The organism is Vibrio genomosp. F10 str. ZF-129, from assembly GCF_000287055.2.
Taxonomy (GTDB): Bacteria; Pseudomonadota; Gammaproteobacteria; order Enterobacterales; family Vibrionaceae; genus Vibrio.
Window position 1 is genome coordinate 45,241 of record NZ_AJYQ02000111.1, and the last position, 20,137, is coordinate 65,377.

The following is a 20,137-nucleotide window of genomic DNA, read 5'->3' on the forward strand; positions in this document are numbered from 1 at the left end:
AGAATAAAAAAAACTCGCTAATCAAAAGATTAAGCGAGTCTAATCATCTAAAAAATGAGATCTATACTACATTTGGTATTAATAGCCCGTTAGTTGCATAAATCCTTTTGTTTCGTGAGAACCTGATGTTTCAACTGGCCCTTCCCAGTAAGGAATAACAAAAGGTAATAATAAATGGCGATTAACCGGTGTGAGTAATACATCGATGCCATGCTCAGCAATCACTATACTCCATTCAAGAGGTATTTTTTTTCCGTTCGACAATACCGTCGTTTTTGAAGGGCTTAACGAGATACTCGTTTCATCAAGTAACGTTATTCTTCCACTATTGCTGATGATAGAACCATAGAGATACGGCATTTGTTCATGATGACGATAACGACTTATGGTTAACGTCTCAGTCGGGGTTAAGTTAATGACAAACCAATCCCAACCTTCCTGATGCTTCGAAATCAGCTGACTCCCCCACTCTTTGCTCATCCATGCACTGCCTTTCACTTTCAATGGCTCACCATTATCTAGGCTCAGTTCGCCAGATACAGACAAAAATGGCGCATTAATGTTAAATGCCGCGATAGGAAGGAGATCATGTTTGGGCTGATACCCATTCTCGCCAAGTAGCGCAAAAGGGCCTGCTGTCAATGTTTGAAGGTTTATGCTGAAGTCATTAGTTGAAATATCTAATTCGCCAGGAAATGGCGTATAGCCCAATGACTGCCACCCCCAATTATCAATCCATATTTTAAATGGGTTCACATTCGTGCCCGACTGTCCGATTCCCCCACGAGCAATCCTCTGCTCTTTCCACACTTGCGTTTTATTAGAAATGACGGCATGAGAAATATAGATCTGCGGGTTTTGCCAGCCTTCAGTCTTTCTCTCATCCCGAGCTATTCGAAAGAAGCTCCACTGAATAGCATATTCAGTGCCTTGCTGGTCAACAACATTAGCAAAGTACTGCCACCATTCATGCTGATATTCCGGGTGGGATTTAAAGTCGTGAGGAAGAGTCACCGCTCTATCTGGTAGGACAGGTTCAAACACTTTTTTTTGCAGCATTTGGACAACAGCCTGATGCGAATGATCGTGTACCTTAGAGTCAGAGAGATCGTAATTCAAATAAAGTAAGATTGATACGAAAAGAATCACAGCAACAGAAGATAACAAACGAATAAAGCTTAACTTACGGGTCTTGAGAGTATTTTTCATTTATAGCGAATCCCGTAAAGACTTCATGGGGGTGCTCTTGATCGTTCGCCATACCGGCAGTGCGCCAGCCACCATTAACGATGCAATCACCCAGAATATTGTCTTAACATATTCCATAGGAACAAATCTCAACTCCAAGGTCCATCCAAACGATTGTTTAATCACAACATCCACCACAAGGCTTGCTAAGGCCAACCCAAGTGGCATTGCTATCACCACTGAAATCATGCAAAACACCAGAAGTTGAAGCCCACTTATAATCACGAGCTCTTTTCCAGAAATGCCAAAACAACGCAACAAAGCGATATGCCGCTGGCGAGAAACCTCACCAGCTAAGGTAGCAAAGAAGATGCCGCAAACTGCGATAAACAATGTGATATGGCCTAAAGAATCAGCGATAGCAAACGTTCTATCAAACACTTTCATAGCCTGAGTATGAATATCACTATTATCGAACACGCGGTCGGAATTCAAACGAAACACAGAGGCCAGTCGATGCTTTAATCCGGTTGGGTTCACCCCCGGTTTAAGCTCAACGCCAAGAGCGACATCTCCGGTGCCTGCATATTCATTGAGCCAATTCCGATGCGATAACAAAGCTTGGTTATACGGGTTACCATAATCGTAATAGACACCAACAACCTGCCACCGTTGCCCAAGCTGATTAGAAAGACTGATAAAGTCGCCAGGTCTGATGCCTAATTTCAACGACATAGACTCACTGATCATCACACCTTTCGAGTGGTGCAGGTGATACCAATAGTTTGGAATACCAAGTTTGACGGTCAACGCGTCAAGTTCTGCGTCAGAAGCACCGGTACTTACTATTTGAAGTACGCCTCTTGCTGTCGGTTCATCTTTTTCCCATCGCCACCAGACACTTTCAACTTCAGGTTGCTTTTGTAACCAGTGACTTACGCGAGGCGAAGAACTATTACTTGGGTAAATATAAAGGTCAGCGGCCAACCTTTGGGTTAACCACTTATCGGTCGTATCACGGAAGCTACCAACCATGGTCTCCACACCAATATTACCAGCCATAGCGAGCATTAATCCCATAGTAGCCACACCACGATAACTCATACTGGTCGCTGCATCGGCAAAAAACCAACGTAACTTCACCCAACGCAATGAGTAGGTAAAACTGGTAAACACTTTCCATATCAGAAACGGAGTAAAGAGCGCAACACTCATCATCATTAGCGCAATAATGGCAAAGCCTGATGTTTGTGTTTGGGGCACTTGGTAGATAGCCACACCCGCAACACATAGTGCGCAAGCTAAAAAAGCTTGGAGGGTAAATTCGGTTCCAGCAAACCTGACCAGCGATAAACGCGAAGTCAATCGATTCGGCTGTGAGCGCAGCAACCGAACAAGTGGCCAAATACATGCAGTAATCACCCCTAGTACACACATGCCTAGACTGTAAAAACTTGAGTAATAGCTCCAACCAATATCAATACCTACATTCGCGTTGTAAAGCTCACCCAAACTGGTGGCTACAGCTGGGATTAATTGATTTGCAAGCATCAATCCGAACACATTGCCACATAGCCAGCTGATTAATATCATACCAATGAGTTCTATTGATAACGCTTGAGCCAATTGCCAGCCTGACACCCCAGTCTGTCGTAAAATGCCAACAAGAGGCTGACGCTGAACGAATGAGAGTGAAATGGCTTGGTAAAAGATAAACAATCCGACGACAAAGGACAGCATACCAAGCGCGCTTAGGTTCATATGGAAGGCATTGGTTAATGATTCAAGTTCTGAATGGGAGCTACGTGATAAAGATAGACCGTTAGGAAGACTGCTCTTTAATTTGGCTAATTTGTCTTTTGGCATTTCTTCGCAAGCGATCAGGCCTATACCGGAGCTACGATTAAGCATTTTAAGTAGTGAGATATCAGCAATCATGCGAGTGCCGCTCAAGCTTTTATTTTTGTCGACAACAATGGGCCCAAGAAGCGATTGATCGTCTAGCGTTATTGAATCTCCATCTTTCCAGTCATGACGTTCAGCTAGCCCTTGGCTCACAACAATTGGATACGGTGGATCCATGAGATCCAGACTTTTGAGTTGTGCCAGTGACATCCCCTGTTCAGTTTGAAACATGGAAATAGGATCCAAACCTACCAACACTAATTCGTCGCCATCATCGGTCGTGAGATTTTGTTGAACGAATGGGACACACTCATTAAAACCATCTCGTCTTAGCTGAATGTATAAGCCCTGAGGGACCGTATTACTAATGTGCTTAGGGCGAATTCGATAGGGTAATGGATTAGAAAAGAGTTTCTCACCGTCAGCGTAGCTCTGACGAGCATGATGATTGATAGAAGTAACCCCAACCAGCAAAGAAACCCCTAACGTTAACCCAAGTAAAACTAAGAGCATCTGTAAAGGGTAACGACGATAGTGCCCGAATAACGCTTTAACTACGGGCCATAACATGGAGTTGCCCTCCTTGAAGACGAATCCGACCATCCATGTGCTCGGCCACTTTATCGCTGTGCGTGACCAACAAAAGCGTGCAATCTAACTGGCGAGTTAAGGAAGTCAGCAAGCGCATCACCGCTTCAGCGTTTCTTTCATCTAAGCTACCGGTAGGCTCATCGGCCAACAAAATCTTTGGCTCCATATACAAGGCTCTTGCTATGGCAGCCCTCTGCTGCTGCCCACCTGATACTTCTTCTGGGTAGCGCCCTAAGAGAGGCATAAGATCCAACGCCGACAAAATTTGTCGCCACAGTCCATGATCTTCTGGTAACCCTTTAAGCTGACGACAAAAGCGAATGTTATCGGCAACATTTAGCGTAGGGAGTAAATTGAATTGCTGGAAAATAAGACCAACATTGTTACGGCGATATGCTGTTCTTAGGTATTCTGGACTGTCATGCATCGAGAAATTCGGATATTGAACTTCTCCTGAATCGATGGTGTCAAGCCCGGCTATCAAGTTAAGTAACGTACTTTTCCCTGTACCACTTTCGCCCATAAGAGCAACCTGATCGCCTTGATTTAATGTCAGTTCTGCACCTTGTAAAACTGGGTGGAATTCACCACCGTCAACGTATCCTTTACATAGGTTGTTCAGCTTTAACATTAAATAGCTCGCAATAATATGACTGGGAAGGAGAATCTACACTAAATTGAGCTTTCTAGAAAGTATTTTGGACACCTGATCACAAGATATGCATTCAATTGCAACAATTAACCGCGTCACTTCTCATTTTATAATAAACTATTTTCTTACTTGTTGCTTTTGCACTAGGCATAGGGGTATTCGGCATGACCGCGATAATCTGGCACTTGAACCTCATACGCTCAATAAACAGAAAATCAACGCGTTATAGTATACAGTAATATATTCTTAACCATGGTGATTGAAGGGAATGTATGAAAAAGGTTTTGGTTCTTGGCGCATCAGGATACGTAGGCTCTCAGTTATTACCGATCCTCCTTTCTAAAGGTTACAATGTAACAGCAGCAGCTCGAAATCTTGAATACTTGAAAGCAAGAGTAACGCCTCACGCTAATTTAAGGTTTACCTACCTAGACCTTGCTCATCGTGAAGAAACTCTACAATTGATTCCTCAATTTGATCTGATCTACTTTCTTGTTCACGGCATGGCCGCAGGGCACGACTTTTTAGAATACGAGCTCTCCCTAGCGCACAACTTTAAAGCTGCATTGGTAAACAGCTCGGTACAGCAAGTCATTTACCTCAGCGCGTTGCAACCTCAAACGGGTAATTCCGCGCACCTAGATGCAAGGCGTCAGACTGGCGATATTCTTAGGCAAAGCAGCGTACCGGTCACTGAGCTAAGAGCGGGGGTTATCATTGGGCCAGGTTCAGCAGCTTTTGAAATAATGAGGGACTTCGTTTACAACTTACCCGTGATGATTGCACCTAAATGGGTCGATTCAAAAGCAAACCCAATCGCTCTTGAAAACCTCAATCACTATTTGATTGAAATCGCCAAAGAATCCCCGACTGAACATCGACAGTTTTCTATCGGTGGTCCAGATGTCCTCTCTTATCGAGAGCAGTTTAAAACCATTTGCGAGATCGCGAATAAACCGTTTCGGCTCTGGTCCACTTCCTTGCTGACACCTAAGCTAGCGTCCTACTGGCTAGGTTTAGTCACATCCGTTCCAAGTAACATAGGCCGAGCGTTACTCGCGGGCTTAGAGCATGATTATATTTCCGATTCAAACCAAGCTCAGAAAGACTACCCGCAGACTCTTATTTCCTATAAACAAGCCGTTAAGACCGCCATCAAAGAAGAAGGCACATTTGTTCGAAGCAATGTTTGGGGATTTGAACCGGAAGCGCTCAGTCGATGGCAACCCGGTTACGGTTATTACCCTAAACAGGCAGGTGCCACGATTAAAACACACTTATCATCGGAGCAATTGTGGAAGGTTGCTCAGCAAATAGGCAGTCGTAAACACGGGTATTTCTTTGCCAATACTCTATGGCGTACACGGGAGTGGCTGGATGTTTTATTTGGTGGAGGAGTGCCGCAACGTCGCGAGCCAGAAGGGCCTGAGCTCAAGGTCGGAGATTACATTGATTCTTGGAAAGTCATCCGATGTGAAAAAGATCAATTTCTTTCTCTTTTGTTTGGAATGAAAGGGCCGGGCCTAGGGCGCTTAGAGGTCGCGATTGCAGACTTAGGAAATAAAAGAGAGCTCACCATCACCGCTTGGTGGCACCCACAAGGGTTCTTAGGGTTACTCTACTGGTTTGCAATGATGCCAGCTCACCTCTTTATCTTCAACGGAATGGTTAAAGCTATAGTCAAAAATGCACACGGCAACAAGTAAAAAAAAGACGTGCCCTCATTGAGTACGTCTTTTCATTAAATCTTGTTTAACCTCTGAAAGCTTCGTCTATCTTAACGTCTTAATCTATCTTCAGATTCAATGGAATTTCAGCCAGTTGATTACCCTGATTTCGTGGGAAAATCACGTATTCACCATGGTATTTAACCACAGATTTGTAATCCGTTACCTTGTGAACCATAAAACCTGCCGCCGCCGATTTTTCAATAAACTCGGCATGATTACCCCGTACAAACCAGTGCATTGGTTGAGTGAGTAACTCCCCCTCAAAGCAGTCATCACACTGGTTAGCGCACAATGCTAGCGAACTATGCCCATCCGTAAAGATCTGAACTTTACCCCCACCAATTAACGGCTCTGAGGTTGAAACGTCCCAATTCGCGGCAATCATTACATCCAAAAACGTTTCAATATCACTGTCTTTAAGCTCTTTCAGCAATTCGTCTGACTGGAAAAACTGCGCATAAAACACGGAAATTCGTTTAAAGATAAAGGGTAGTCCTGCACTATCGCCTTTTGAACGCCCTGATTTTTGCCAACGAATTAAATCATCCACGACACACCGTTCAAAACGCTGACTTTTGAGAGCTTTTGTCACCCAGCGCACCAAGAAATGATTATTGGCAATTGGCGCATCAGCCAACTTGCCAGAGGCATGTTCAGCCTGCATTTCTGCTAAGGCTAGATTGACGACCTTTTGAATTTCAACTGTATAATTTGACACTATGCCTTTCTTCCTAATGTCCAATAGAATGCTACTGACAGCACAGAACACGCTGTCATTACGAATATCATCGGCCAGACTACATCGCTTGGCATAGCCGCAACAACGGCACCAATAATAGACCCGGTTCCGAATCTTAACGTGCCCGCCAACGACGATGCAGTCCCCGCCATATTTGGATAACCACTGAGCAGTAAGCCCATCGTATTGCTGCCTATGGTTGAAATAGTGCCGATAAATAAGACCACAAAAGGAACCGTTCCCCATAATCCTAAATCAAGCAACCAACTGCCCAATAAACCGATGCCAGCGATAAGCTGAATAACCAATCCAAAGCGCAGCATAGCGTGCGACCCTACCCGCTTAACAAGCCGACCATTAATACTCGTCATAATAATCATAGCGACAATATTAAGGCCAAAAAGGTACCCGAACTGATCGGGACGAACACCATAAATATCAATATAAACGAATGAGCCACCTGTTAAGAAGGCAAACATCCCAGCAAAAGAAAATGCACCTGAAAATATTAGCCCCATCGCGGTCGGGTTACGAAATAGACCCAAGTAGTTACGAATTGTCGTACCTAAGCGCAACGGGTGCCGTTTTTCTACTGGCAAGGTTTCTGGAATTTTCCAAACCACAAGCAAAATCACCACAACAGCAAAAACAGCCAACACCCAAAAGATGGAGCGCCAACCAAACCAGATAGCGAGGTGCCCGCCAATCATAGGCGCAAGAAGAGGAGCAATGGTCATGACGAGCGTGACAAAAGACATCGCTCGAGCGAAGTCCTCCCTGTCGAACATATCGCGGACAACCGCTTGAATAACGACGGCTGCCGCTGCCCCTGCAAAACCTTGTGCACATCGAATAAACGTTAACGCGTCAATGCCCGTAGTGGTCGCACTCACTATGGATGCAATAGCAAATAAAGCCACACCAATGAGTAGTACAGGACGACGACCAAAGCTGTCAGCAAATGGCCCATGAAACAACTGACCAATCGCAAAACCCGCAGTATAAGCAGTCAAGGTAAATTGAACTTCACCAGCCGTCACACCCAAGTCATTAGCAATGGATGGCATCGCAGGTAAGTACATGTCGATGGCCAGTGGCGTTAAAGCACCAATAGCACCAAGCACCGCAAAAAGAATCAGTCCTATTTGTTGTGAGCTGGCAGGAGAAGATATCGAATTATTTGTCATTAGGTTATCAAATCAGTGGCCGATTTGATTATGGTACCGATACCATAACCAACTCGTGGCGTATTATTAACGAATAATAATAACGACTCTTATAAAAAAGACTAGTTCTCATTTAGAAATATACGTGTTTCTAAAGCCGAGTTATTTCCAGATAGAGTTCACTTCATCTTCCGTAAGATAACGATACTCACCGAGCTCTAGGCTTTCATCCATTTCTATATCACCGATTTTCTCACGATGTAGCGCTTCTACCTTGTTACCAAGAGCAGCAAACATTCGTTTCACTTGGTGATATTTACCTTCATGGATGGTTAGCAACACTTCCTTTTCCGCTCGCACATCGAGTTCAGCAGGTAGCGTTAATCCAGTTTCACTTTTCAGCTGAATACCTTGTTTGAATTTTTCTGCATAGTCATCTTCAACAGGTTCCGTTAGCCAAACACGGTAAGTTTTCTGGCATTTGTGCTTCGGCGAGGTGATTCGATGGGACCACTGTCCATCATCGGTGATCAGAACCAATCCTGTCGTATCAACATCCAAACGACCCGCAAAGTGAAGCTCGTCCATTTTTATTTCATCGATCAGTTCAAACGCCGTAGGGTTCGCGCCATCTTCGTGTGAGCAAACAAACCCTTCCGGCTTGTAAAGCATAATGTAACGAGGCCCAGATAACGCCAGTTGGTTACCTTGCCATTCAACGACTGACTCTTCCGTCACATGTGACGCTGCTCTTTTTTCCATCTCACCGTCAACCATCACTTTTTTTGATCGCAATATCTGGTGAGCTTCTTTTCTTGTTACACCAAGCGTGTCACACAAAAACTTATCTAAACGCATATCTGCCTCAAACGCACTAATTTCGCGCGCAGTATACATGGAAAATGGATAACTAAGAACGCTTGCCCTAGGTTATCTGCTGTTTATTGCCAATGTTCCTTATTATATCAGCTGCTAGTGGTCGCCTTAACCCGTTAGCCTGTATACTAGTGGTCCATAAAAAAGAACGATAACTACCATGTATACCCTTCGCCCCTACCAAGCCGATTCAGTTAAAGCGGTTATTCACTATTTTCGCAAGCACTCGACGCCTTCAGTGATCGTGCTGCCCACTGGCGCCGGGAAAAGCCTAGTGATCGCAGAACTTGCTCGCCTCGCTAAAGGGCGTGTTTTGGTACTTGCTCACGTCAAAGAGCTAGTCGAGCAAAATCACGAAAAATATGAAGGCTACGGCTTAAAAGGTTCTGTCTATGCTGCTGGGTTAGGAAGAAAAGAGACTGACCAGCAAGTCGTGTTTGCGTCGGTTCAGTCAGTGGTTCGTAATCTCGATGATTTTAAGAACCAGTTTTCACTGTTGGTTATTGATGAATGCCACCGTGTTCCCGACGACAAAAACAGCAGCTATCAAAAAGTGATTACTCATCTAAAAGAGCTCAATTCAGGAATAAAAATACTTGGGTTAACTGCCACCCCTTACCGACTTGGTATGGGGTGGATATATCAATATCACACCCGAGGCCAGGTACGCAGTGAAGAACCCCGCTTCTTCCGCGACTGCATTTTTGAACTCCCCATTCATTACTTACTGGATGAAGACTTTTTAACTCCCGCTCGAATGATGGATGCACCTGTACTCTCTTACGATTTCTCTCAACTAAAACCGGCCAACACTGGGCGCTATAAAGAAGCCGAACTGGACATGGTGATCGACAAAGCAAAACGGGCCACGCCTCAAATCGTTGATCAGATTTTGCAGTATTCGCAAGACAAGTTAGGCGTGATGGTTTTTGCCGCAACCGTGCGCCATGCTCAAGAGATTTTGCAACGGCTTCCCGTAGCCGAGTCAGCGATTGTCATTGGTGACACACCGACACACGAACGTGACGACATTATTCAGCGTTTTAAGCAGCAAAAGATTAAATATCTCGTCAATGTTTCTGTTTTAACAACCGGTTTTGATGCCCCTCATGTCGACCTCATTGCCATCTTGAGGCCCACAGAATCCGTGAGTCTTTATCAGCAAATTATTGGACGTGGGTTACGTTTATCTCCTGGAAAGGCGGAGTGCTTGGTTCTCGATTACGCAGGCAATAACTACGACCTCTACCAACCAGAAGTGGGCGACCCTAAACCTGACTCGAACAGCGAAATCATTACCATTCCCTGCCCCGCCTGTGGATTTAACAATAATTTCTGGGGCAAACTCGACAGCAACGGCTTCTTACTCGAACACTTTGGCCGACGTTGCCAAGGTTTTTTTACCGATGAAGATACGGGCGAACGTGAACACTGCGGCTATCGCTTTCGCGCCAAATACTGCAATGAATGCGGTGCCGATAACGATATAGCAGCACGCATATGCCATGAGTGTGATGCGACATTAGTCGACCCAGACAAAAAGCTCAAAGAAGCCTTGAACCTAAAAGACGCTTTGGTCTTTGAGTGCTTAGAAATGGATATCGCGGTTTTTAAAGACAGTCACGGTAAGTCTCAGTTGAAAGTCACTTATCGTGGCGAGAACCAAGCCCAGGTCCATGAGTTTTGGTCCCTCACCACAAAAAAACAGAAACAAGCCTTTAAAGATCAGTTTGTTCGTCCGCACTTAGCTGACAAACATCGCGCATTTGACGCGGCGTCTCCAACCAAAGTCGCTGCTAATCAACACCGATTTCGGTTGCCTCAATTTGTGATCGCACGTAAATCTGGCCGATTTTGGAAAATGAGAGACAAAATATTCGATGACGAGCTTCAAAACCGTTAAGGTTGGCAAATTCACCTTCTATTCATGTTCATTGTTTTAAGATAATGAAGGTCGCCCCAACTTTGGATCAGTTATGCTTAGTAAAACAACCATTGCTAGCGTGTCTTTGTTTTGCGCGCTTTTATTACCCAATGTCGCGATGTCAGACTCCAACACAAATGGTCATGACCTCGTTCAAGATGAGTACAAAGAAGGTGCTCGTATCGAGTTCGATGAAGACCAAGATGAAGTGTATACAGCAGTAAAAGAGGGCTTGATACTGCCTTTTTCTGACCTTTACGATGCCATTGAATCACAACTGCACGGTCGCGTCATCAAAGTTGAATTAGAAGAAGACGACGATGAATGGATCTACGAGTTAAAGTTGGTTCATAATGACAACGTAATCAAAGTAGAATACAACGCCACCACTCTAGAAATGTTAGAGATAAAGGGCCGCAATCTGCAAGATGTGATCAAGAAATAAAAACGACATAAACACAACGTGGTGACCTATGAAAATCTTAGTGGTTGAAGACGACCCTCGTCTTGGCGAACAAATTATTGAAACACTTGAATCAGCAGATTGGGTGCCAGAGCTTTCTCAAGACGGCATTGACGCATTATACCGAGCAACATCTGAGCCGTGGGATGCCATTGTTCTCGATCTTGGCCTGCCAAAACTTGATGGTTTAACAGTTTTAAAAGGCATCCGAGATGAAAACATCAATACGCCAGTTGTTATCTTAAGCGCACGAGACACCTTGAGCCAGCGGGTAGAAGGATTAAACGCCGGTGCTGACGACTACTTAACCAAGCCCTTTGAAATGGTTGAGTTAATTGCTCGCATTCGTGCACAACTGCGTCGAGCATCAGGCAATGCGTCGCCTATTCAACAAATTGGCGACCTAAGCTTAGACACTCGCAGTTCAAAAGTGCTTTGGCAAGGACAAGCCGTCAGCCTGACTGCCCTAGAATATAAAGTCGTTGCCTATTTTATGCATAACGCAGATAAGGTGATTTCACGAACTGAATTGGTGGAGCATATTTATAAACAAGATTTTGACCGTGACTCAAATACCGTTGAAGTCTTTATTGGACGAATTCGTAAAAAGATTGCCCCTAAGATCATAAAAACAGTGCGTGGATTAGGCTACCAACTGAATTGTGAGTAATGATGTTAATATGCCCACATCGGTTAACCACCTCTTTATCATCAATGACATTAAGAGCGTATCGTGCCTAAGCTAGCCTCTCCATCCAAGAAAAACCTTAAGAACATCAGCCTTAAGAGCCGTTTGCTTCTCGCCGCGGCTTTTTGGCTTGGCGCGATGATTTTGGCCGCAGGCCTTGGCATTCCTAAGCTCGTTAAAGACTACCTTACTGATGATATAAAGCAGCAACTCAGCCTTGCTATGGATGAACTCACCGCCAACATTGAAACCGATACCAATGGCAATTTAGTGATGCTGAGCAGACTTTCAGATCCTCGGTTTTATCAGCCATATAGTGGTCTATACTGGACAGCCAAAACAACCGATAAGACATTGCGTTCTCGCTCCCTTTGGGACAAAAGCCTCTCATTCAAAAAGAAGCCATTAGGTCTCACGGTGACTGGCGCAAAGAATGAAAAACTCATCTATATTGCTCGCTCTGTGTATTTGCCCGATCTCAGTGTACCCGTAACCATCACCATCGGTGTTGATGAAGCGCCTCTAGTATCAACAGTCCAACAAATCACAAGGGAAATCTGGTTGATTTTGTCATTGCTCTTTGTGGGTATCTTGCTGTTGATCGGGATTCAAGTCAGTTGGTCACTATTGCCATTAAATAGGATGCAACGAGAATTAGTGTTACTTCGAAACGGTGAACAACAATCTTTAGGGGACAATTATCCGAAAGAAGTGTCCCCACTTGTGTCAGATTTGAACGCCTTACTGTTTCACTATCAGGAATTACTTGAACGGGCGCGCAATCACGCTGGTAATTTGTCTCATGCGCTTAAAACGCCTTTGTCTGTGCTCAAGAATGAAGTTGAAACACTACCCAAAAAAGATGCCGAAAAATTCTCACAACCGATCCATCAGATTCAAAATCATATTGAATACCATTTAGGCCGCGCTCGAATGGCTGGTTCTATGAATATTCTGTCGGTCAAATCAAACCCAAGCGAGCGTGTTGACGCAATTTCAATGGCCTTTGATAAAGTGTATGCCCACAGAGACATAACACTCATCAATGAACTTGATTCCGAGATTGAAGTTTCAGTAGAAACCGCCGATCTCGATGAAATGATCGGGAACCTTCTTGAAAATGGGTACAAATGGGCGGGTAGCATTATCAGAGTTCACTCCCAAAGCGTTGATCGTAACCATGTCACTCTTATCATCGAAGATGATGGGCCTGGGATCCCTGAAGAAAAACTTGATCTTGTTACCAAACGTGGGGTGAGGCTCGATGAAACAACACCAGGCACAGGTCTTGGGCTTAATATAGTAAGCGAAATGGCCCACAGTTACCGAGGAAACGTCACCTTGTCGAAAAGCGCCATGGGAGGCTTGAAAGCAGCCTTAACATTGAATATTTCACATCCGTAACTTGGTCTCAGTAACCAGCCTGAGGCACAGATAAAATACATTGGAATATGATATCGAAACTCTATACCAAGGCTTATGAAGCTTCAACTGAACGATATCTAATCAAACGCTGAAATTACGCTAAGTTAACGCCTTAAAATCAAGGTAGGCTCTTGCTCGAAAACAAAGAGAATGATAGTATCCGCGCTCGTTTGAAAGTAACTTCGGTTACGGTTGAATGTAAGCGCATCACAAGGTCGCATTGTGTTGTGATATTTAATGTTTACTAATTGAGAGTAAAACTATGAAATTTGAAGCAGTAGTACGTACTGAACTAGGTAAAGGTGCGAGCCGCCGCCTACGTCACGCTGGTAAATTCCCAGCTGTAATCTACGGTGGTGAAGCACCAGCAGTATCTATCGAACTTGTTCACTCTGACGTGATCAACCAAATGGATAAGCCTGAATTCTACGAAGCAATCACTCTAGTGGTTGACGGCGCTGAAGTTAAGGTTAAGCCGCAAGACGTTCAACGTCACGCGTTCAAGCCTAAAGTTGAGCACATGGACTTCATCCGTATCTAATTCCCTACCAAGGAATTGATTGGATAACTCCAAGCCTTCTGCATAGATAAGATAATCGACCTTACCATTCGATAGTCTAAAAATTCGAAACCCCGATGCTACCAACATCGGGGTTTCACCGTTTTTAACGGTCTAAAATCTTCCAATTTCCCATTCAAGCTACTGAAATACCTGTAGAACCTACCGTTAATATATAACCCTATTCATTCTGGGTGGATTAAAGGTGGACGAAAGGTGGACTTATACAGTAGTTCTTCTAGTAACAAATCTTAGATTGATTTTAAGCCAAATTCAAATGTCTCAGCTGCAAATAGCGCTCTAGCTAGCTCAGTTGTACCCCATTATCATTTAGCTAATTATGTTGACTGCAGCCCTCATGCAATATGTGTAGTGGTCTAGTTTGTCTAATCCAAAGACGTAGGTTGATCTCCGTCTGTAGCTTCACCTTTTTACAGGACGTGGGGGCCATGAAGCTTAATTGTTTTGGGCTCTCTCTCCTAAAGGTGTAACTAGGTTTCTAGTGCGAGTTATTAGGTGCCTTTTCCATCGCATCTTTTTCAATCCTAACTCCAGGATGAATTTTTAGCCTTTACAATGTCCTCTCCACTGGAGAACAAGATGAACCTAAATGAATTTGAACGTCAACATTTATTAGCGAAGGGAGTACATCGTAATTCCGTTAAACCCTATCCTTATCTTTTAAGTAAGTACGTCACACATAACACCATGCCAAGAGTGTTTGAAAACCCTTATGTATTTTGGGTTAAACAGGCGTTTGTATTATCGTTTTATTGGTTTTTTTTGATGTGGCTTCTTGTTTGGGAAAGAACACTAGAGCCTACAACTACCCAAGTTATAGCCTCTTTGTTTGTTGGAACTGCCTGCGCCACAATAGATGTTTATCATATTGTTTCAGCTCAAAAACTTACTGGTACAAGAGATTGGCAGCAATGGAGAGAGGATAACTATCCCCAGTCATGAGGTAGCTGGCTTTTGCCCCATTGTAAGTTACGTGAAGCGTCTGCTTGACCTACTTTTTGTTATGAGTGAAAGTGGCTGAAGATGCCTGTTTTTTTAACTTGTTGTTGATATGAAAACTAGTTTAAGTATTCGCACTTACACAAAGCACTTTAGTAGCCATGTTCACGATAGCTATCATCAACTGGTACTGCCTATTCAAGGCAATATTAATATTGATATGAATGGTTTCTTGGGTAAGGTGAGTGTCGGTGAATGCGTGGTGATCCCAAAAGGAATAGCACATGGATTTACTGCTGATGAAGCCGCACGATTCATTGTAGCTGATTATGGTCAACTTCCTTCACATTTGATCAGTGAGGAGTTAGCCGTTTTTTCAACCTCTCCCCCTTTGTTGAGCTTTCTTCACTTTGTTGAAAAGCAACTTGAATATCAGGTGGATAATCAAATTGAAGCCTCTATAGTCAATATTTTTACTTTATTGCTGGGACAGCAAGAGTTGTCTCGAACGAGCGATCCACGAATTCGTGCAGTGCAGAACATGATCAGCAAACGGCTAGCCGAGCCTCTAACTATTCAATCGCTTGCTAAGGCTATATATCTTAGTCCAACCCAGTTCAAGAAGCTTTTTAAAGAAAACATAGGAATGAGTGTGTTCAAATACATCACTGAGCAACGTATGGAAAAGGCTAAGGCACTGCTAACCCATACTGACTTACCTGTGCAGTTAATAGCTGAACGAGTAGGATACAGTGACCTTTCAGCTTTTAGTCGACGTTTTTCCACCTACTATGGAATGTCACCAAGAGCGTTCGCTCGTTCTTGAGTTGGTCTATTTAAGCAACTATTGCGTCCTTTTAGCAAATACATGATGTGATTAATCGCCTAATATTTCTGCCTTGTTATCAGTTCCTCGGTAGATATATTTATGTTGTACAATCGCTATACTTCCTATCAGCTCGGCATTTTCTCGATACTGTTTGCTTCAATCTTATGGGGCACTACTGGCACAGTCGCTAGTTTAGCTCCAGATATCAGTTCTCTGGCAATAGGTGCTTTTCAATGGGGGTTGGTGGGCTTTTTCAAGTCGCACTGTCTCGCAAGCAACTTCGACATGATTTCAAAAAGATTCTGAATCATAAGAGGAAATTGGCGATTAGTGCAATTGCTTTAGCTGCTTATCCATTAGCATTTTATTCCTCCATGAGGCTGGCTGGTGTCGCAATTGGTACCGTGATTTCTATTGCTACAGCACCGTTTTTTGCGGTTTTACTTGAGTGTCTATTTAGCAAAGGTAAAAACATCACGAAAAAATGGTTGCTAAGCTTCTCTGTCGGAATTGCAGGCATCATGTTGTTAGTTTTCTCAGAGTCATCTGCAACCGATACAGTCAGTAACTTAAGACTGATTGGCATCTTGTTGGGTCTTATGGCGGGTTTATTTTATGCCGTCTATTCATGGGTTGCTAAAACACTCATTGAACAGGGTGTCGAATCCCAATCGGCTTTAGGCTGTATTTTTGGTTTTGGTTCATTAATTTTGCTCCCAACACTTTTGGTCACTGGCGAAAACCTTTTTGCATCAACAACCAATATTCTGGTAGTTGGCTATATGGCTTTGATTCCAATGGGTTTAGGTTATATTGCTTATGGATTTGGCCTAAGGTTTGTGACCGCAAGCAGTGCAAGTTTGATTACGCTTTTTGAGCCTGTTGTAGCAGCAGCTTTAGCTGTGGTGGTGGTTGGTGAGTCGATACCGCTGCTTGGTTGGAGTGGTATCGGTTTAATCCTCATTTGTTTGTTGATTCAAGTAAAAGACAGTTAGCCACCCACGAACAAATACTCATGGATACTATCATGCCTAATTGTGTCCTATGTTAAGCATTAGGCTGACTACTAAAGTGGTTTGATGGCTCTATATCGAGCCGCACCACGAAATTAGACACCTTACCAAGCGATTTTCCAATACCTAGAATTATTCGCATGTTACTAAAGTAGCAAAGTCGCTAACTCAGAAATGTCCAAAAACAAGTTAAGCAGGCCCACAAGTAACTGCGTCAATTAAGCCCTGAAATGCTCCTGGATCAGCTTTGATTTCATTAAAAGCGGCTAAATAGCAATCTTTCTTAGTTGAATACATGAGATCAAAACCAGTCTGTATTGATGTTTCAATTGAAGCCCACTCTTCTAGAAACACAGCGAGTGGTAGCTGCCGGTTTGTCTCAATAAACACAAGACCAATCAAAGTTACCTCTCTCACCAGAGAAAACTGTTTGGCATAGTTGATTTGTATCTCCGCTTCTAGCTCAACGATTAAACTTTCTCTGATATTTTTAATTGCCCAATCACCCAAACTTAGACTCATACCAACCCCACCTATTTGATTAATCAGCGCACATAAAAACCCATACAGCGCTTATTTACATGGTGCTTTACTACCCACCTAGACTCAACAGTTCAGCCTAGCTTACAGCTAAATACTCAGTGCAAACTCACAAATTTATTAAAGACGTTTTATAAGAGATAGGTTCGTTACATGGCAAGTGTCGCATCACAAGCATAATGAGCAGTAACAAAGGCTTTCGAATTTCGAAAGCCTTCTTGGTTAGGGCTATCGCCCCAGATACACAGCAGTTACTTCTTCTCTAGCGTGTCCTAATTCGCTTGATATTGTCATTCTGGCTTCATAGTCAATGCGTTTCTCTTCGCCAGTCAGCCCTCTAGTGGATGCACCACCGGCTGCGGGGGCCATATTTCCTGTCAGCTCAAGATACCTAGCATGCGTGTAAGCATGCCTTAAACCATGGGCTTTATTCAGTCCCATTTTTATACATGCTCGCTCGTACCGCTTCATTTGAGTCACGTACTTAAACTTAGGAGGAATCAGTGACCCATCCCCCACCCACTTTTTCACTTCATCTATTAATTTCCGCTGCTCTAGAGTGAGTATTGGAATGCTTCTCGGTCTAGCGCCTTTTGTTTTAACTAACAGTAGATGGCTACCTCTATCTGCAATCTTTAGCTGTATTTTCATACATTCCTCTCTGCGTAGCCCAAATGCCGCTTGCAAGCGAAAGCTAGCCTCTAGGTAACAATCATTCAAATTGCTGAGCTTATCTTTAACTAGGTAGCAGGACTTATTCTGGTTAGTTACGTATTGTCGATTTTCAATGCCAAGTAAAGCATTGCTTTTCGGTATCAAGCCTGGTTTTCCAATTTTCTCAGCTAGCCACCGAAAATGTGTCATTCTAGTTTTGATAGTGCCAGCAGCGAGGCGCTGAGACTTCCAGTGTTCTACTAGTTTCTCAATGTGTTTTCGGCCTAGGTTTCGCAATTCAAGCTTCCTAAAGCCGAGCTCTTTAAGTTGCCTATCCACCAACTTAAGAATTTTTTTTCGCTCTGCCTGAGTCGCCTTTGACCCATCTAAGTTACGGTGTAGAAGTTGTTTTATTTGATAATAGAAATTTGTCGCCATGTGAACACCTCTAATTTTAATGGAAAAAAGAGCCACTTTGATTAGTGGCTCGTGCTTTTGTCATTTCAAGGTTCTTATTTCATGGGTGCAGTAGTAGGTATCATTGCGAGTTTTGATTAGTGTTATTGCTCCCGTTCATTTCGACAGAACGCCTATCACTTCAATGAAGTTATTCGGTACTAGAGCTGGACTACTGCGCGGCCAGAAATTCCGAACAATTGAATGACTGTAAGCCATGTGCAATTGCTAATTCCCAGAAGCCTGTAAGGCATTTGAGATAAGAATGCGCTGGTTATTAAAGAAGTATCTACGTTTAGTAGTCTTTGCAGCGACAGCTGCTTTTAATTTCTCTTTCATTATTGTCTCAATCTAATCTACCCACAAATTTAGCGGCGTTGTCAGCGTCATAAATTCTCGCCGTCATTCATTTTCAATTCCGATATTTCGCTTGTAGCCCCCAGTAGGCGTATGCTGCCCGTCCTGTCACTCCCCTAAATTGGAGTGACAGGACTGATTAATTCCGTCTTTAATTCGATTACTTTCTTTTGAAGAAGTACTTATGTCGCATAATTTGCATCAAAATAAATATGAACCCTAGTGCATTTGATAATCTTTAGAGATGAAGACATTAGGACGATAAAATGATTACCAAGGACAGAGATTCAAAGCCAGATACCAACCCTCAACAAAAAGCAGGGGCTAAAGTTGAGCAAGATGTTGCCTTCTATTTACGTAGAGAGTTTGGAGAAACGAGTGATGTTTTCATCATCAATGATTTGCGGGTACAGTTAAAAAATGAAACAGCACAAATTGACCACATCGTTATCTACAACAAGGGGTTCATTGTTATCGAATCAAAATCAATTCGAGGTGAAGTAAAAATCAATGAGCAATTAGAGTGGAGCCGAACTGTTAGAGGGAAGTGGACGGGAATGCCGTCTCCAATCGAACAAGCTAAACTCCAGAGCCAACTCTTAAAAGCACTATTAAATGAGAACGCTAAATCACTACTAGAAAAGGTAGCGTTTCTTCAAGGGTACTTTGGTGGACGTTGCTGGGATCAACTATGTGCCGCTTCGAATGATGCCTTAATAGACCGTAACTCAGCTCCCAAAAGTATATCCAAGAAACTCACTAAGGCAGAGTCTATTGGTAGCGCTGTTAAAAAACTAATCAAACAACATCGTTCAGGTACTATTCTAAACGCTAACCCCAATTTTAGCCGAGATGAGCTTTATCGAATCGTCAACTTTCTCATTGACCAACACACCCCAACCGCTGCCAGTTCTCAAAAAATAACTAAACGACAAATAGAAGAAATTGAGATGGTTCCCGACTCACCGATTAGTGATATATCCAAAGAGAAGACTACCAAGCCGAGCATTGAAAGTGGCTTTGCTTGCAAGAAATGCCAGAGCAAGAAAACAGAACCTAAGTATGGCAAGTACGGATACTACGTTTTCTGCCCTAAGTGCAAAACTAATACTGCAATGCGTATTAGCTGCCATTTCTGCAACTCCAGTGGAGCAAAAGTCACTAAGAAGAAGAACACTTATAGTATTTCTTGTGATTGTGGCGAAGGAACACAGGTGGTATTTCAGTAAGACAATTGAAGCCTTACTGAATTAAATTACTTGGTGATCACAAATGTCAGGACTGAGCCCTTTGACTCGTTTCTGGACAGAAGTCATTTAGAGCTAAAAAACCCTATTTCTTTTTGACATAACGTTTACTAATCCAAAACTCAAACGGCAATACTGATTAGAAAGTAAGGTTCGGAACAGTCCCTTATCATAT

The 20,137-nt window shown here is 43.3% G+C and carries 17 protein-coding genes and 1 pseudogene; 10 read left to right on the plus strand and 8 right to left on the minus strand.

Annotation, left to right across the window (positions count from 1 at the left end):
• Positions 1 to 78: 78 nt before the first annotated feature.
• The 3 genes from A1QO_RS14265 to A1QO_RS14275 are packed head-to-tail and all read right to left on the minus strand — an operon-like array spanning position 79 to position 4,315.
• Positions 79 to 1,209, minus strand: a complete 1,131-nt coding sequence (locus tag A1QO_RS14265; RefSeq protein ID WP_017041449.1) for a lipocalin-like domain-containing protein — start codon at positions 1,207 to 1,209, stop codon at positions 79 to 81.
• Positions 1,210 to 3,663, minus strand: a complete 2,454-nt coding sequence (locus A1QO_RS14270; RefSeq protein ID WP_017041450.1) for an ABC transporter permease — start codon at positions 3,661 to 3,663, stop codon at positions 1,210 to 1,212.
• On the minus strand, positions 3,644 to 4,315 hold the full coding sequence (locus A1QO_RS14275) for an ABC transporter ATP-binding protein (RefSeq protein WP_017035307.1): 672 nt from the start codon (positions 4,313 to 4,315) through the stop codon (positions 3,644 to 3,646). The genes A1QO_RS14270 and A1QO_RS14275 overlap by 20 nt, the downstream gene beginning before the upstream one ends.
• A gap of 293 nt (positions 4,316 to 4,608) precedes the next feature.
• Between A1QO_RS14275 and A1QO_RS14280 the strand changes: the two genes are divergently transcribed.
• Complete coding sequence (locus tag A1QO_RS14280; RefSeq protein ID WP_017040750.1) at positions 4,609 to 6,042, plus strand: DUF2867 domain-containing protein; 1,434 nt, start codon at positions 4,609 to 4,611, stop codon at positions 6,040 to 6,042.
• A 79-nt stretch (positions 6,043 to 6,121) separates the two neighbouring features.
• On the opposite strand, the gene A1QO_RS14285 is transcribed toward A1QO_RS14280, so the two are convergent.
• From A1QO_RS14285 to rsuA, 3 genes are all read right to left on the minus strand, one after another.
• Positions 6,122 to 6,784, minus strand: coding sequence for a DUF2913 family protein (locus A1QO_RS14285; protein ID WP_017035305.1), 663 nt, complete (start codon positions 6,782 to 6,784; stop codon positions 6,122 to 6,124).
• On the minus strand, positions 6,784 to 7,992 hold the full coding sequence (locus A1QO_RS14290; RefSeq protein ID WP_017035304.1) for a Bcr/CflA family multidrug efflux MFS transporter: 1,209 nt from the start codon (positions 7,990 to 7,992) through the stop codon (positions 6,784 to 6,786). Before A1QO_RS14290 ends, A1QO_RS14285 begins: the two co-directional genes overlap by 1 nt.
• A 141-nt stretch (positions 7,993 to 8,133) precedes the next feature.
• Positions 8,134 to 8,829 (minus strand): 16S rRNA pseudouridine(516) synthase RsuA, encoded by a 696-nt coding sequence (rsuA, locus tag A1QO_RS14295; protein ID WP_017035303.1) that lies wholly within the window; start codon positions 8,827 to 8,829, stop codon positions 8,134 to 8,136.
• Positions 8,830 to 9,007: 178 nt separating this feature from the next.
• Here rsuA and A1QO_RS14300 point away from each other — a divergent pair, with 178 nt between their 5' ends.
• From A1QO_RS14300 to A1QO_RS14335, 8 genes and pseudogenes are all read left to right on the plus strand, one after another.
• On the plus strand, positions 9,008 to 10,750 hold the full coding sequence (locus A1QO_RS14300) for a DEAD/DEAH box helicase (protein WP_017038897.1): 1,743 nt from the start codon (positions 9,008 to 9,010) through the stop codon (positions 10,748 to 10,750).
• 73 nt (positions 10,751 to 10,823) lie between these two features.
• Complete coding sequence (locus tag A1QO_RS14305; RefSeq protein ID WP_017038896.1) at positions 10,824 to 11,216, plus strand: PepSY domain-containing protein; 393 nt, start codon at positions 10,824 to 10,826, stop codon at positions 11,214 to 11,216.
• Positions 11,217 to 11,244: 28 nt separating this feature from the next.
• Positions 11,245 to 11,904 (plus strand): response regulator transcription factor, encoded by a 660-nt coding sequence (locus A1QO_RS14310; protein ID WP_017035300.1) that lies wholly within the window; start codon positions 11,245 to 11,247, stop codon positions 11,902 to 11,904.
• Between the two features lie 63 nt (positions 11,905 to 11,967).
• Positions 11,968 to 13,326 (plus strand): ATP-binding protein, encoded by a 1,359-nt coding sequence (locus tag A1QO_RS14315; protein ID WP_017040749.1) that lies wholly within the window; start codon positions 11,968 to 11,970, stop codon positions 13,324 to 13,326.
• Positions 13,327 to 13,609: 283 nt separating this feature from the next.
• Complete coding sequence (gene rplY / locus A1QO_RS14320; protein ID WP_017035298.1) at positions 13,610 to 13,888, plus strand: 50S ribosomal protein L25; 279 nt, start codon at positions 13,610 to 13,612, stop codon at positions 13,886 to 13,888.
• Positions 13,889 to 14,506: 618 nt separating this feature from the next.
• Positions 14,507 to 14,869 (plus strand): DUF6404 family protein, encoded by a 363-nt coding sequence (locus tag A1QO_RS14325; protein ID WP_017041451.1) that lies wholly within the window; start codon positions 14,507 to 14,509, stop codon positions 14,867 to 14,869.
• Positions 14,870 to 14,978: 109 nt separating this feature from the next.
• Complete coding sequence (locus A1QO_RS14330) at positions 14,979 to 15,692, plus strand: helix-turn-helix domain-containing protein (protein ID WP_017041452.1); 714 nt, start codon at positions 14,979 to 14,981, stop codon at positions 15,690 to 15,692.
• A 96-nt stretch (positions 15,693 to 15,788) separates the two neighbouring features.
• Positions 15,789 to 16,690: pseudogene (locus tag A1QO_RS14335) on the plus strand (DMT family transporter).
• A 207-nt stretch (positions 16,691 to 16,897) separates the two neighbouring features.
• On the opposite strand, the gene A1QO_RS14340 reads toward A1QO_RS14335, so the two are convergent.
• Complete coding sequence (locus A1QO_RS14340; RefSeq protein ID WP_017041454.1) at positions 16,898 to 17,230, minus strand: hypothetical protein; 333 nt, start codon at positions 17,228 to 17,230, stop codon at positions 16,898 to 16,900.
• 246 nt (positions 17,231 to 17,476) lie between these two features.
• Positions 17,477 to 18,340 carry a phage integrase N-terminal domain-containing protein gene (locus A1QO_RS14345; RefSeq protein WP_017041455.1) on the minus strand — a complete coding sequence of 288 codons (864 nt, stop codon included), beginning with the start codon at positions 18,338 to 18,340 and terminating at the stop codon, positions 17,477 to 17,479.
• Positions 18,341 to 18,981: 641 nt separating this feature from the next.
• On the opposite strand from A1QO_RS14345, the gene A1QO_RS14350 reads away from it, so the two are divergent.
• The gene (locus tag A1QO_RS14350; RefSeq protein WP_017041457.1) at positions 18,982 to 19,944 is read left to right on the plus strand and encodes a nuclease-related domain-containing protein; all 963 of its coding nucleotides are present in this window, start codon (positions 18,982 to 18,984) and stop codon (positions 19,942 to 19,944) included.
• Positions 19,945 to 20,137 lie beyond the last annotated feature (193 nt).

What these genes read in the sequence shown, in the direction of transcription:
- A1QO_RS14270 (WP_017041450.1), bottom strand. Translation starts at nt 3,663, where the DNA reads ATGTTATGGCCCGTAGTTAAAGCGTTATTCGGGCACTATCGTCGTTAC.
- A1QO_RS14340 (WP_017041454.1), bottom strand. Translation starts at nt 17,230, where the DNA reads ATGAGTCTAAGTTTGGGTGATTGGGCAATTAAAAATATCAGAGAAAGT.
- A1QO_RS14290 (WP_017035304.1), bottom strand. Translation starts at nt 7,992, where the DNA reads ATGACAAATAATTCGATATCTTCTCCTGCCAGCTCACAACAAATAGGA.
- A1QO_RS14350 (WP_017041457.1), top strand. Translation starts at nt 18,982, where the DNA reads ATGATTACCAAGGACAGAGATTCAAAGCCAGATACCAACCCTCAACAA.
- A1QO_RS14275 (WP_017035307.1), bottom strand. Translation starts at nt 4,315, where the DNA reads ATGTTAAAGCTGAACAACCTATGTAAAGGATACGTTGACGGTGGTGAA.
- A1QO_RS14300 (WP_017038897.1), top strand. Translation starts at nt 9,008, where the DNA reads ATGTATACCCTTCGCCCCTACCAAGCCGATTCAGTTAAAGCGGTTATT.
- A1QO_RS14330 (WP_017041452.1), top strand. Translation starts at nt 14,979, where the DNA reads ATGAAAACTAGTTTAAGTATTCGCACTTACACAAAGCACTTTAGTAGC.
- A1QO_RS14305 (WP_017038896.1), top strand. Translation starts at nt 10,824, where the DNA reads ATGCTTAGTAAAACAACCATTGCTAGCGTGTCTTTGTTTTGCGCGCTT.
- rplY (WP_017035298.1), top strand. Translation starts at nt 13,610, where the DNA reads ATGAAATTTGAAGCAGTAGTACGTACTGAACTAGGTAAAGGTGCGAGC.
- A1QO_RS14280 (WP_017040750.1), top strand. Translation starts at nt 4,609, where the DNA reads ATGAAAAAGGTTTTGGTTCTTGGCGCATCAGGATACGTAGGCTCTCAG.
- rsuA (WP_017035303.1), bottom strand. Translation starts at nt 8,829, where the DNA reads ATGCGTTTAGATAAGTTTTTGTGTGACACGCTTGGTGTAACAAGAAAA.
- A1QO_RS14345 (WP_017041455.1), bottom strand. Translation starts at nt 18,340, where the DNA reads ATGGCGACAAATTTCTATTATCAAATAAAACAACTTCTACACCGTAAC.
- A1QO_RS14265 (WP_017041449.1), bottom strand. Translation starts at nt 1,209, where the DNA reads ATGAAAAATACTCTCAAGACCCGTAAGTTAAGCTTTATTCGTTTGTTA.
- A1QO_RS14310 (WP_017035300.1), top strand. Translation starts at nt 11,245, where the DNA reads ATGAAAATCTTAGTGGTTGAAGACGACCCTCGTCTTGGCGAACAAATT.
- A1QO_RS14325 (WP_017041451.1), top strand. Translation starts at nt 14,507, where the DNA reads ATGAACCTAAATGAATTTGAACGTCAACATTTATTAGCGAAGGGAGTA.